This is a genomic window from Pseudomonas ulcerans, assembly GCF_036324125.1.
In the GTDB taxonomy this organism is placed as follows: Bacteria; Pseudomonadota; Gammaproteobacteria; order Pseudomonadales; family Pseudomonadaceae; genus Aquipseudomonas; species Aquipseudomonas ulcerans.
In genome coordinates, this window is sequence record NZ_JAZDQN010000086.1 from 1 (window position 1) to 12,998 (window position 12,998).

Below are 12,998 nucleotides of genomic sequence, written 5' to 3' on the forward strand. Positions count from 1 at the left end.
CTTACGGTGGGGGCGGGGTTACCCCCGCGATGGCGTCGGTGATTTCACTATCGCAATCGCGGGTGACCCCGCTCCCACAGGGCGCCGTGATCGGCCGAAGCTAAACGGCAGCTTTCAGTTCAGTCGTCTTGCGCCCAAGCTTCTCCCGTTCCCCGCGAAAATGCGGAAGGATATGCTCCCCAAGCCGATACGCCTCTTCCAGATGCGGATACCCCGCCAGGAAGAACACATCGATCCCCAGTTCGTTGTACTCACGGATCCGCGCAACCACGTTCTCGTAGCTTCCCACCAGCGCCAGCCCGGGCGGAATGCCGATATAGCCGAACCCGGCCCAGACATTCGGGTAGATGAAGAACTCATCGAAGCGCTTGCTCTCTTCGCGACTGCCGTACTCCTTCTCGTAGCTCAGCTTGCGCGCGGTGCGCAGCCCGGCATGGGCCGCAGCGGCCTTGATGGTGTTCTTCGCCACGCCTTCGTCGAAGAAGCGCTTGGCCTCGGCCAGCGCCAGCTCCTCGGTCTCGCGGGTGATCACGTCGATGGACAGGCCGAAGCGAATCACCTCGCTGCGGCCATGCTTCAACGCCCGCTCGCGGATATCGGCGATCAGCTCGCGGATCCTGTCCGGATGCTCGGCGCGCATCAGGTAGAAGTCGGCATGCTTGGCGGCGAACTCCCGGGCCGGGATCGACGAGCCGGCGGTGCAGATCAGCGGCAGCTCGGCCTTCTTCTGCGGTCCGCGCAGACCGCCACCCTCGGCCTTGAAGAAACGGCCGTCATAGTGGAAGTTCTCCGAGCCCCAGTAGCCGCGCACCACGTCCATGAACTCGGTGGCGCGTTCATAACGCTCGTCGTGCTCGAAGAAATCGCCGACCTGGCGCTGCACTGCGTCCGAGCCGCCGTTGATGATGTTCCAGATCAGCCGGTTGCCGGTGGCGCGCTGGTAGGTCGCGGCCTGCTGCACGGCAACCCACGGTGTGTAGTGATAGGGCTGGAACGCCGCCACGTAGTTGAGGGTGCGGGTTTCCCGGGCCAGCAGCGAGCACACGGTCCACGGTTCCTCGCCATAGGGCGCGTTGACCATCAGCACGCCGCCGAAGCCGTTGATTTCCGCAGCCCTGGCGATCTGCCCGAGGTAGTCGATGTAGGTGAAGTGGTCGCCGACACGGAAGCTGGACACCGCACCGGTGCTGTCCCCGCCGGGGTGCCAGTCGCCGCGGTTGCGCGGATCGCCCGGGAGGAACTGGGTTTCGCCGTGCAGCGGCAGGCGGGTGAAGAATTCGATGCTCATGGGGCGAGGTCCTTATTGCACGGTGGGGTTGCAGATCGGCGCGACCGCCTGGTCGCTGAAGACCTTGCGGGCGAAGGGCAGGGAGTCCTTGAGCGAGGCGTTGACCGTCTCGCTGTGGCCGAGGCCCTTGTACAGGTGGCCTTCCACTACGGAGCCGGCCTTGCAGGCGTCCTGCATCAGGGCGACCTGGGTCGAGGCGGCGGGGGTCTTGTCCTCCGCGCCGGTGCCGATGAAGATCGGCTGCGCCAGCTTCAGCGTCGGGTAGCTGACCTGGGCCTGCCAGGCCTTGAGCTGCTCGCCGTCATTGGCCTTGCGGGTATTGGCCGGGGTCAGGCCGGTGCCGATGACGTCGGCGGTCAGCGCCGCCAGGCAACTGGTACGGGCCTGCTCGAACAGCGGCAGGGCCTTGTCGGTGTAGTAGTCGCGCGGATCGATCTGCGGGTTGTACTGCTGCGCCGCGAGCAGGGTGTAGAAGCCATAGGCGAGGGAGGCATCGACCTTGTCCGGGTCCTGCTCGCCGACGTTCTTGCTGCCGACGGTGTAGATCACCCCGGTGCCGACGCTGCCTTTCAGGCCCAGGTCCGGGGCGTAGGTCGGCGCGTAGGCGGCCGAGGCAAAGGCGCCCGCGCCACCTTGCGACTGGCCGAGCACCAGGACCTTGTTGGCCAGGCCGGGCACGCCGCCGATCACCGCCCGGGCGGCGTCGAGGATGCCGTAGGCGGCCATGCGGTTGTTCAGCAGCGGATGGCCGCCGGGGGTGCCGAGGCCCTGGTAGTCGGTGGCGACGATGGCGTAGCCCTCGTTCAGCCAGCGCGCCAGGTATTGCACGTCGCGGTAGGAGCGTCCGGCCCAGGACGGCGCGCAGACATCCGCCACGCCCACGGTGCCGTGGCCCCAGGTGACCACCGGCCAGCCGCCTTGCGGTGCCGTGCCCTGGGGAATGAACAGCGCGCCGGACACCGCTATCGGCGTCTTGCCGTCGATGCCGTCGGTGGAGCTGTAGAGGATGCGTACCTGCGAGGCGGCGCCGGGCAGGCTCAGGGTCTGTTCCAGGGGTTCGCTGCGCAGCAGCTTGCCCGGGGTGGCCGGGATCGCCCTGTCCCAGGTGTAGAAGGCCGATACCCGACCGTCGCCTTGCAGCGGCTGGGGTTTTGGTGCGTAGGTTTCAGCTGCGAGGGCGGAGATGGACAGGGTCAGCAGGCTGAGGCCGACGGCGAGGGAGCGAGGCAGTTTCATGAAGGGTCCTTGAGCGAAACGACAGTCGGAAGCCCTTGAGCGAAAGCCATGCCAGATGTGCGGAAAAGCGCTACAGCCCTTGTCCTGCATGGCTTACGCCAGAATCAGTGCGCCTGCCCCCGGCGCAGCCATGCTGATGGCCACGCAGTGTTTGTTGCCAGGTTGCTGCTGGAGCAGCACTTTCTTTTTTGGAATATACAAATGCAAATTAATAATTATTTGTTCTAATTTGTTTCGTGCACTATGAAGGCGCGCCACCCTTGCCAGGAATGCCCTCATGTCGCTGATTACCCATCCCCACGCTCGCGAGCTGACCAAATCGGTTCGTGCCACCGTCCTGGTGTTCAAGGACCCGCGTTCCCAGGAACTGCTCAGCCGCATCGAGCGCCTGGCGCCCAGTGAAGCCAACACGCTGATCATCGGCGAGACCGGTACCGGCAAGGAGCTGGTGGCACGGCATATCCATCAACTGAGCCGTCGTGGCCGCGAACCCTTCGTCGCGGTGAACTGCGGCGCCTTCGCCGAGACCCTGGTGGAGAGCGAGCTGTTCGGCCACGAGAAGGGCGCCTTCACCGGTGCCACCAACGCCAAGGCCGGCTGGTTCGAGGCGGCCAATGGCGGCACGCTGTTCCTCGACGAGATCGGCGACCTGCCGCTGAACATGCAGGTCAAGCTGCTGCGGGTGCTGCAGGAGCGCGAAGTGGTGCGTCTCGGCTCGCGCACGCCGATCCCGATCAACGTGCGCCTGGTGGCGGCGACCAACGTCAACCTGGCCGATGCCGTTGTGGCGGGGAATTTCCGCGAGGACCTGTTCTATCGCCTGCACGTGGCCACCATCCGCCTGCCGCCGCTGCGCGAGCGGCCCGGGGATATCCTGCCGCTGGCCGAGTTCTTCCTCGAAGAGCATTGCCAGCGCCTGGGCTACAACCGCGCCAGCCTGAGCCTGGAAAGCGAGCGCAAGCTGCTGGCGCACAGCTGGCCAGGCAACATCCGCGAGCTGGAAAACGCCATCCACCATGCCTTGCTGGTGTGCCGGCAGCAGTTGGTGCAGCCGGGCGACCTGCACCTGGTGGACATGCGTCCGTCCGGTGTGCGCCAGGACGAACCGGTGTTCGCCGCGCCGCGCCTGCCGGCGGCGCCGCCGGACCTGGAGGCGGCGCTGACCGCGCTGTTCGAGCAGAGCATCCCCGACCTCTACGAGCACATCGAGGAAACCGTGTTCCGTACCGCCTACCGCTTCTGCCACGGCAACCAGTTGCAGACCGGGCGCCTGCTGAACATCAGCCGCAACATCGTGCGTGCCCGGCTGGAGAAGATCGGCGAGTTGCGCAGCAGCAACAGCGCTTGATCTAGATGAAGAGCGTCAGGAACCAGTAGAGCCCGCCCGCCAGCAGGATCGACACCGGCAGGGTCAGCACCCAGGCCAGCGCCAGGTTGCGGATGGTCCGGCCCTGCAGGCCCGAGCCATTGGCCACCATGGTCCCGGCCACCCCCGAAGACAGCACGTGGGTGGTCGACACCGGCAGGCCGAAGTGGTCCGCCGCGCCGATGGTGCACATCGCCACCAGTTCGGCGGAGGCGCCCTGGGCGTAGGTCAGGTGGGTCTTGCCGATCTTCTCGCCGACGGTCACGACGATGCGCTTCCAGCCGACCATGGTGCCCAGGCCGAGGGCCAGGGCCACGGCGACCTTGACCCAGACCGGGATGAAGCGCGTGGCATCGTCGATTTCCTGCTTGAACGCCTGCACCGTGCGCCGGGTATCGCCATCGACATCGAGCAGCTTGTGCTTGTCCATCAGGCGGATCGCCTCGCTGGTCAGGTACATGTCGTTGCGCACGTTGCCTACCGCTTCCGCGGGAATCGCCGCCAGCGAGCCGTAGCCGCCGACCTGCCGGCCGATGGTGCCGGCCAGTTCCGCGAGGGCCGGAATCAGCAGCGGATTGTTTTCCGGGTCGCGGATGAAGGTGGTCAGCACCTCGCGCGGCTGGGCCTGCAACAGCGGTTGGGTGGTGTAGGCGGAAAGCGCCTGGCGGGTGTCTTCGGCAACGATGGCGAACTGCTGTGCGTGGTCCGCGGGTACGCTGCGGTTCAGCGCGTAGGCCATGGGCAGGGTGCCCACCAGGATCAGCATGATCAGGCCCATGCCTTTCTGCCCATCGTTGGAACCGTGGGCGAACGACACCCCGGTGCAGGTGACGATCAGCAATCCGCGAATCCACCACGGCGGCGGCTGGTTGCCCTCGGGCGCCTGGTACAGCGCGCGGTTCTTCACCAGCTTGCGCAGGCCGAGCAGCAGCAGGGCGGCACAGGCGAAGCCGAGCAGCGGCGAGAACAGCAGGGCGTAGCCGACCTTGCTGGCCTGGGCCCAATCCACCCCGGAGGTACCGTCGCGCCCGTGCATCAGGGCATTGGCTACGCCGACGCCGATGATCGAGCCGATCAGGGTGTGCGAGGACGAGGCGGGCAGGCCCAGCCACCAGGTACCGAGGTTCCAGATGATCGCCGCCAGCAGCAGGGCGAAGACCATGGCGAAACCGGCCGAGGAGCCGACCTGGAGGATCAGTTCCACCGGCAGCAGGGCGATGATGCCGAAGGCCACGGCACCGCTGGAGAACAGTACGCCAAGAAAATTCCACAACCCCGACCAGACCACCGCGAAGCGTGCCGGCAGGGAGTGGGTGTAGATCACCGTGGCCACCGCATTGGCGGTGTCGTGGAAGCCGTTGACGAACTCGAAGCCGAGGGCGATCAGCAAGGCCAGTCCGAGCAGCAGGAATGGGGTCCAGGTGGTGATCACCGTGCCGCTGGCGTGGATATCGCTGATCACGCTCCAGGCGGTGTAGAGCAGGGCGCCGATCAGCAGGCTGCAGAAGATCACGGTGGGGGTACGGCTCGCGCGGGAGCCGGAGGCGGGTGTTGCAAGCGCGTCCGAAGAGGGGACGGCGCTGGTCTGGGTAGTCATGAAAGGGTCCGGGGGTGACATTTTCAGGCTCCTGCCTGTACCAGTGCAGCGTACTAGGATAGGCGCGGTCGACCATGACGCCAGTCAATGAATACGGGTGGTAAGCTCTATTCACGAGACTTATGGAGGGGCTGGAATGATTCGTCGCGAGCGCGTTTGCGAGGTGCCGTCAAGCGGTGATGGGCGGCGGGTGCCGGTCTGTCATGTCGAGCGGGTGCAACCATGAATCTGCACCTCGTCGCCGCCACCGAGCAGGACCTGCCCTTCGCCCGCGAACTGACCCGCCGCGGCATGCTGCGCTACTACTGCCAATACGATCTGCCGTGGCTGGACGAAGCCTTCGACCAGGCCTGGGGCTGGCGCGAGCAGTGGCGGGTGATGGACGACGAAAAGCGCGCAGGCTTCTGCAGCCTGAGCCAGGACAGTCGTGCGTTGTATATCCGCGAATTGCATATATCCGACGAGGCGCGCAATCGAGGGATCGGCACCTGGGTGTTGCATGAATTGAACACGTGGGCGGGGCAGCGCCGCTTGCCGCTGCTGCGACTCACGGTGTTCAAGTCCAATCCGGCACGCCAGCTGTATCGGCGTGAAGGATTCGAGGAAGTCGGCGAGGAAGAATGCTTCATCCGCATGCAGCGAACGGTCCGTTGACCCCCTTCGAAAGGCGTAGGGCGTCTTGTGCACTAATTCGCATCGCAGGCATAGTGCGGAGTTGTTGACGGCGCAGCGGATGTGCCGGGTTTTCCTACCCTCCAATGGGTATTTTGCAAAGGGATCTGTATTCAAATGAAGGGTATCGGACTACGTCTCAGGGAAGAACGCGAACGCCTCGGCCTGACTCAGCGGGCATTCGGCGATATTGGCGGGGTCGAGCCCAATGCCCAGGGCAAGTATGAAAGCGGCGAGCGTACGCCGCGTGCCGACTACCTGGCGGCGGTGGCGGCCAGCGGCGTCGATGCGCTCTATGTGCTGAGCGGGGTGCCGACCCCGGCGATGCTGGACGATCTGCGGCCGGGGGAGAACCACCTGCTCGACTGCTACCGGCGGCTGCAACCGGCCGATCAACACGCTGTAAGACATCTCTTGGAGAGCTTGGCGGGTAATTCCACTATGGCTGTAGGCAAAGTGGCGTTGGCCTGATCCGATAAAGCGCAACAGGAATGTCGAAAAAATGAAATCTGACGTCATATTCGTGACGCATTCTGTTAGGTCCACCACGCAATTTTTTGATAAGGTGGCCGGATCCAATTCAGACCGTAAGGCGAGGTGTCTGCTTGATTAGGGTTCTGGTGGTCGATGATCACGATCTGGTACGTACCGGTATAACCCGCATGCTGGCCGACATCGACGGTCTGCAGGTGGTGGGCGAGGCCGACTCCGGTGAGGCGGCCCTCAAGGTCACCCGCGAGCTGAAGCCGGACGTGGTCCTGATGGACGTGAAAATGCCCGGTATCGGCGGCCTGGAAGCCACCCGCAAGCTGCTGCGCAGTCACCCCGACATCAAGGTGGTGGCGGTGACCGTCTGCGAAGAGGATCCGTTTCCCACCCGCCTGCTGCAGGCCGGTGCCGCCGGTTACCTGACCAAGGGCGCGGGCCTCGACGAAATGGTCCAGGCGATCCGCCTGGTCTTCGCCGGGCAGCGCTACATCAGCCCGCAGATCGCCCAGCAGCTGGCGCTTAAATCCTTCGAACCGAAGAACGCCTCGCCGTTCGACAGCCTGTCGGAACGGGAAATCCAGATTGCCCTGATGATCGTCGGTTGCCAGAAGGTGCAGATCATTTCCGACAAACTGTGCTTGTCGCCGAAAACCGTGAACACGTACCGTTACCGCATCTTCGAGAAACTTTCGGTCACCAGCGATGTGGAACTCACCTTGCTGGCAGTCCGCCACGGTATGGTTGACGCCAACCTCTGATCATGACCCCCGCGTTCGATCCCAGTGCTTTCCTCGCGACCTGCAGCGGCCGTCCGGGTGTCTACCGGATGTTCGATGCAGGCGGTCGCCTGCTTTACGTGGGCAAGGCCAAGAACCTCAAGAAGCGCCTGTCCAGCTACTTCCGCAAGACTGGCCTCGCGCCGAAGACTGCCGCGCTGGTCGGGCATATCGCCCAGGTCGAGACCACCATCGTCGCCAGCGAGACCGAGGCACTGCTGCTTGAGCAGACGCTGATCAAGGAATGGCGCCCGCCGTACAACATCCTGCTGCGTGACGACAAATCCTATCCCTACGTGTTTCTGTCCGACGGTGAGTTCCCACGGTTGGGCATCCACCGGGGCGCGAAGAAACAGAAGGGCAAGTACTTCGGTCCGTACCCGAGCGCCGGGGCGATCCGCGAGAGCCTGAGCCTGCTGCAGAAGGCTTTCCATGTGCGCCAGTGTGAGGACAGCTACTACGCCAACCGCACGCGCCCGTGTCTGCAGTACCAGATCAAGCGCTGCAAGGGGCCGTGCGTCGGCCTGGTGGAGCCGGGCGAGTATGCAGAGGACGTGCGTCACTCGGTGATGTTCCTCGAAGGTCGCAGCCACCAGCTGACCAACGAACTGAATGCCGACATGGAAAAGGCCGCCATGTCCCTGGAGTTCGAGAAGGCCGCCGAACTGCGCGACCAGATCGCCTTGCTGCGTCGGGTCCAGGACCAGCAGAGCATGGAAGGCGGCAGCGGTGACGTCGACGTGGTGGCGGCTTTCGTCAACCCGGGTGGCGCCTGCGTGCACCTGATCAGCGTGCGCGGCGGGCGGGTGCTGGGCAGCAAGAACTTCTTTCCCCAAGTGGGTATCGAGGAGGAGGTAGCCGAGGTCATGTCGGCCTTCCTTGCCCAGTACTACCTGGGCAATGCCGAGCGCGAGCTGCCGGCGGAACTGATCGTCAACGTCGTGCACGAGGATTTCGACGCCCTGCGTGACGCGGTGGAGACCTTGCGCGGCCGCGAGCTGAGCATCAGCCACCGGGTCCGCGGCACTCGCGCCCGCTGGCAGCAACTGGCGGTGACCAACGCCGAGCAGGCCCTGATGGCCCGCCTCGCCAACCGTCAGCACATGGCCCAGCGCTTCGAGGCCCTGGCTGAAGTGCTCGGCCTGCCGGAAGTGCCGCAGCGCCTGGAGTGCTACGACATCAGCCATTCCAGCGGCGAGGCCACCGTCGCCTCCTGCGTGGTGTTCGGCCCGGAAGGGCCGCTGAAATCCGACTATCGCCGCTTCAACATCGAAGGCGTCACCGCCGGCGACGACTATGCCGCCATGCAGCAGGCCCTGACCCGCCGCTACGGGCGGATCAAGGACGGCGAGGGCAAGCTTCCCGACGTGCTGCTGGTGGACGGTGGCAAGGGTCAGCTGAACATGGCCCGGGAAGTGATGCAGGCCCTGCAGGTGCCCGACCTGACCCTGCTCGGCGTGGCCAAGGGCGTGACCCGCAAGGCCGGTTTCGAGACCCTCTACCTGAACGACGTGCACAACGAGTTCACCTTGAAAGGCGATTCCCCGGCGCTGCACCTGATCCAGCAGATCCGCGACGAAGCCCACCGTTTTGCCATCACTGGCCACCGTGCCCGGCGCGGCAAGGCGCGGCGCACGTCGAGCCTGGAGGATGTCGCCGGGGTCGGGCCGAAGCGCCGGCGCGACCTGCTGAAACATTTCGGCGGCTTGCAGGAATTGTCCCGCGCCAGTGCGGAAGAAATCGCCAAGGCGCCGGGAATCAGTAAAAAGCTCGCCGAGTCGATTTATGACAGCCTGCATAGCGAGTAGAATGCCCGCTCACCTCGCAGCCAGTTGTCCCGATGAATATCCCGAACCTGCTTACCGTTCTTCGCGTACTGCTCATCCCGATCTTCATTCTGCTGTTCTACGTGCCGTATCACTGGAGCTACGTAGCCGCCAGCAGCGTCTTCGCCATCGCCGCCGCCACTGACTGGCTTGACGGCTACCTGGCCCGTCGCCTGCAGCAGAGCACGCCGTTCGGCGCCTTCCTCGACCCGGTGGCCGACAAGCTGATGGTCGCGGTGGCCCTGGTCCTCCTGGTGCAGGTGCACGCCAACCTGTGGCTGACCCTGCCGGCGGCGGTGATCATCGGTCGCGAGATCGTCGTCTCGGCGCTGCGCGAGTGGATGGCCGAGCTGGGTGCGAGGGCGCATGTCGCAGTGTCGAACCTGGGCAAGTGGAAGACCGCCGCGCAGATGCTGGCGCTGGTGATCCTGCTGGCCAACCCGGCCACCCTGAGCACCTGGGTGGTGATTGGCTACGCCTTGCTGATGATCGCCGCCGGCCTGACCCTGTGGTCCATGGTGCAGTACCTGCGCGCCGCCTGGCCGCACCTGCGCGAAGGCACGGAACAAAAATAAGTTTTTTGAATCAAGGGGTTGACGAATTATTTCAACTCTATACAATGCCCACCATCAAGACGACGCGGGAATAGCTCAGTTGGTAGAGCACGACCTTGCCAAGGTCGGGGTCGCGAGTTCGAGTCTCGTTTCCCGCTCCAAATATAGATCTACAGAATTCCATGGAAATCTGTAAGTCGTTGAAAAAAGGGCCTTATGGCCCTTTTTTCGTTCCAGCGGGAACCACCGAAAGCCGGCAATATCCGGATATTTTAAGTCCAGAATTGAGTCCAGAATCGGAAATTACCCAATTCGCTTTTCCGGTAGAGCTAGGTGGAGCACGAGACGAGCATTTGGCCTCTGACAGGTTCAGGAGGTCACCATGGCACTCTCGGAGATGGCGATTCGGCACGCCCGAGTCACTGGCAAGGACTACACGCTCGCAGACAGCGACGGTTTGTTCCTCAATGTCACGGCCAAGGGCGGAAAGATCTGGCATTTTCGCTACTACTGGGCTGGCCGGCAGAAACGCATGTCATTTGGCAGCTACCCACAGGTTGGCCTTCGCGATGCGCGTACACGGCGAGATGAAGCAAGAGCACTTATTGCTCAAGGTACTAATCCGTGTGAGCAGCGCAAGCGACAACGTCAGGCAGTCCGCCTCTCCAGTGATCATGCTTTCGAGACTGTATTCAATCAGTGGGTCGCCTTTCGTCGCCTGAGCCTCAACGAAGGGCGACAGAGCACGCTGTCGCAAATCCTGCGCATTTTCGCCAAGGAAATTTTGCCCTTCATCGGTGAGCGCTCGATCTACGACATTAGCCGTCAAGTGCTAATAGAGGTATTGGATCGTATTGAGTCTCGCGGTGCGTTTACCACGGCGGAGAAGTGTCGAACCTGGCTCAATCAACTTTTCCGCTATGCGCTGATACGGATGGGCGGACTTGAGCACAATCCTGCGGCCGATCTGGACGTGGTGGCAATGCCAAAGCCTCCGGTGGCGCATAACCCCTTCCTGCGTATGGAGGAGCTGCCTCAGCTTTTGAGCAAACTGCGCGGTTATCATGGGGGACAGCAAACCCTGTTGGGAATCTGGCTATTGCTACTTACCGGTGTGCGTACAGGCGAGCTGCGTTTAGCCACGCCACACCAGTTCGATCTAGAGCGCCGGTTGTGGATTATCCCGCCTGAGGTGGTGAAGCAGCTGCAGCTCAAGCTGCGGAAGAGTCGCAACCATGCCTCCAAGGTGCCGCCTTACATTGTTCCGCTGTCGGTCCAGGCGATCCAAGTAGTGAGGCAGCTGCTCGATCGTATGGTCCCCGCGCAGAGCTATCTGCTGGCTCATCGGAGTGATTTGAGCAAGCGAATTAGCGAAAACACCTTGAACAGTGCGTTGCGGCGCATGGGCTTTGCTGACCGGCTTACCGGGCACGGCATGCGTGCCACTATCTCGACAGCCCTCAACGAGATTGGCTACCCGAAAGTTTGGATCGACGCACAGCTTTCACATGCTGATCCCGATAAGGTCAGTGCATCGTATAATCATGCCGCATATGTCGAGCAGCGCAGGTCAATGATGCAAGATTGGGCAAATCGTCTGGATCTTTGGGCGCAGGGCCATGCGCAGGCAGCCTCCGCACCTCTCACGATTCGTTTGGAGGGTACGGCTTCCCTCCCGACGCGGGCTGATGCTATGCGAGTCCAGGCTCCTCTGTACAGCGTACTTTCACAGCCCGAACCGCAAGCGACCGAGTGTGTTGCAAAATCTTATAAGTCGCAGGCTGCTGAGTCGTCCGCTGACGCAGGTGGTGCTGGAGTCTCCGATATTCAAAAAGAGCGTGAGAAGATGCTTGCGATTTATGAAGCGCCAAGCAATCTTCTACTCCCTGCATTTGCTCGGCTGGCAGGCAAATCTCGTGATCAGATCAACCGTGATATCAAGGCGCGTAGGCTGCTTTCGCTCAGTCTGGGGTATCGTGGTCAGCGGATTCCCGATTGGCAGCTTGATCCGGTAAAGCACAAATTAGTGCTTGCGATTTTCCAAGCGCTGCCCGCGATAGGTCCTTGGGACGTCTACCGTATGCTGAGCGAGCCCCATGAAAAATTGTGTGGAAGTGCTCCTTGCAATGCCGTTAAGCTTGAGAACTTTGATGAGCTATTGAGTGTATTGATTTCCACGCGCTCGAGACGAACATCCCCGCAATAGTAATTTTTTCGCGAACGGCATCTATCGATCTGACGCTCCCTTTCACAATGGGCAGCAATCGGCAAAAATCGCCCTTCTGGCGGTCCTGGGGGGAAGCAGTGAGCGCTACCACTAAAGCCTTAAATGGATTTAAATTTAGACCATGAATACATTCACTGAGTTGGCGGAATTTCTGCATTTGAGCGATATCGCGACTAATGCCGTCGGCGGATTTATCGGTAGCGCTTTATTGCTGTGGCTCGCAATGGGGTGGCAGGGTATTAGAAGCTTAAGGTCTAGAATAACGCGGCCGACCGTTTTGTTACAGGCTCGAAAAACGCCTGTAAACATCTTTACGGGCATCGAACTAGGAGCCCCGGCGGAATGGGTCAAGCAGCAGCTAGGCTCTCCAAATAGAATTGACGAAAATTGGTGGGGGTACAGATTTTCCGACTCTCTAGTATCTCTCACATTCAGTGAAAGCAATTCGCTATTAACGCTCGCTGTTGCACTCACAGATGAGGCGACGACCTTCGAATTTCCCGCAATGCACTTTGATTGCCCGCCACTAGGAGAGATGGTTTTATCTGATGTTCAGGTGGATCATCTTTCATTGGAATTCAATGAGTCGCTTCGGCATAGTGAGCTACTCATAAGTGGAAGCGAAGGGCCGCCAGGGGCTTTTCACTACATTGCTTTTGGTGCGCTAAATCCGCAAATTCCTGGGCCACTCTTGGAAGTTGATTTTAGCTGGGATAGAGACGAAGGCGTACTCTTAAGCTCTCCCGATCAAGTGAAAATAAATTGGGCCGCTGTGTCACAGGTTTCACAGATTGGTACGTTCCCTTGGGGTTTTGGCCTAAGGCTGTGATGATTTTCTAAGTTTTCCGTAACCATCGAATATCGCGCTTTAGGGAAACTCTGAAGAGGGCTTCCAGCTTTGGCAGAATGCCTGATCTCAACCGCAGAGACGCCTGATGAAGCAGATGACCTTCGCCGATGCCCAGAT

The 12,998-nt window shown here is 61.9% G+C and carries 11 protein-coding genes and 1 tRNA gene; 9 read left to right on the top strand and 3 right to left on the bottom strand.

The genetic code is table 11. From position 1 onward, the window contains the following. Positions 1-100: 100 nt before the first annotated feature. Both V0R59_RS31475 and V0R59_RS31480 read right to left on the bottom strand, forming a co-directional pair. Positions 101-1,288: an LLM class flavin-dependent oxidoreductase gene (locus V0R59_RS31475; RefSeq protein WP_330078363.1), complete on the bottom strand. Its 1,188-nt coding sequence runs from the start codon at positions 1,286-1,288 to the stop codon at positions 101-103. A 12-nt stretch (positions 1,289-1,300) separates the two neighbouring features. After that, positions 1,301-2,524 carry a lipase family protein gene (locus V0R59_RS31480; protein ID WP_330078364.1) on the bottom strand — a complete coding sequence of 408 codons (1,224 nt, stop codon included), beginning with the start codon at positions 2,522-2,524 and terminating at the stop codon, positions 1,301-1,303. 277 nt (positions 2,525-2,801) lie between these two features. On the opposite strand from V0R59_RS31480, the gene V0R59_RS31485 reads away from it, so the two are divergent. Continuing rightward, the gene (locus V0R59_RS31485) at positions 2,802-3,872 is read left to right on the top strand and encodes a sigma-54 interaction domain-containing protein (protein ID WP_330078365.1); all 1,071 of its coding nucleotides are present in this window, start codon (positions 2,802-2,804) and stop codon (positions 3,870-3,872) included. A gap of 1 nt (position 3,873) precedes the next feature. On the opposite strand, the gene V0R59_RS31490 is transcribed toward V0R59_RS31485, so the two are convergent. Beyond that, on the bottom strand, positions 3,874-5,487 hold the full coding sequence (locus V0R59_RS31490; RefSeq protein WP_375547429.1) for an inorganic phosphate transporter: 1,614 nt from the start codon (positions 5,485-5,487) through the stop codon (positions 3,874-3,876). Between the two features lie 222 nt (positions 5,488-5,709). Between V0R59_RS31490 and V0R59_RS31495 the strand changes: the two genes are divergently transcribed. From V0R59_RS31495 to V0R59_RS31530, 8 genes are all read left to right on the top strand, one after another. Then, a complete protein-coding gene (locus tag V0R59_RS31495) occupies positions 5,710-6,141 on the top strand; it encodes a GNAT family N-acetyltransferase (RefSeq protein WP_330078367.1) in 432 nt (143 codons plus the stop codon). A 135-nt stretch (positions 6,142-6,276) separates the two neighbouring features. Then, positions 6,277-6,630 carry a helix-turn-helix domain-containing protein gene (locus V0R59_RS31500; RefSeq protein WP_330078368.1) on the top strand — a complete coding sequence of 118 codons (354 nt, stop codon included), beginning with the start codon at positions 6,277-6,279 and terminating at the stop codon, positions 6,628-6,630. A gap of 134 nt (positions 6,631-6,764) precedes the next feature. After that, complete coding sequence (gene gacA / locus V0R59_RS31505) at positions 6,765-7,406, top strand: response regulator transcription factor GacA (RefSeq protein ID WP_042125913.1); 642 nt, start codon at positions 6,765-6,767, stop codon at positions 7,404-7,406. A 2-nt stretch (positions 7,407-7,408) separates the two neighbouring features. Then, on the top strand, positions 7,409-9,232 hold the full coding sequence (gene uvrC, locus V0R59_RS31510) for an excinuclease ABC subunit UvrC (protein ID WP_330078369.1): 1,824 nt from the start codon (positions 7,409-7,411) through the stop codon (positions 9,230-9,232). A 32-nt stretch (positions 9,233-9,264) separates the two neighbouring features. Next, positions 9,265-9,825 (top strand): CDP-diacylglycerol--glycerol-3-phosphate 3-phosphatidyltransferase, encoded by a 561-nt coding sequence (gene pgsA / locus V0R59_RS31515; RefSeq protein ID WP_330078370.1) that lies wholly within the window; start codon positions 9,265-9,267, stop codon positions 9,823-9,825. Positions 9,826-9,889: 64 nt separating this feature from the next. Next, positions 9,890-9,965, top strand: a tRNA-Gly gene (locus tag V0R59_RS31520). Positions 9,966-10,186: 221 nt separating this feature from the next. Continuing rightward, positions 10,187-12,010, top strand: coding sequence for a tyrosine-type recombinase/integrase (locus tag V0R59_RS31525; RefSeq protein WP_330078371.1), 1,824 nt, complete (start codon positions 10,187-10,189; stop codon positions 12,008-12,010). Between the two features lie 142 nt (positions 12,011-12,152). Further along, positions 12,153-12,860 (top strand): hypothetical protein, encoded by a 708-nt coding sequence (locus V0R59_RS31530; RefSeq protein ID WP_330078372.1) that lies wholly within the window; start codon positions 12,153-12,155, stop codon positions 12,858-12,860. The last annotated feature ends 138 nt before the right edge of the window (positions 12,861-12,998 follow it).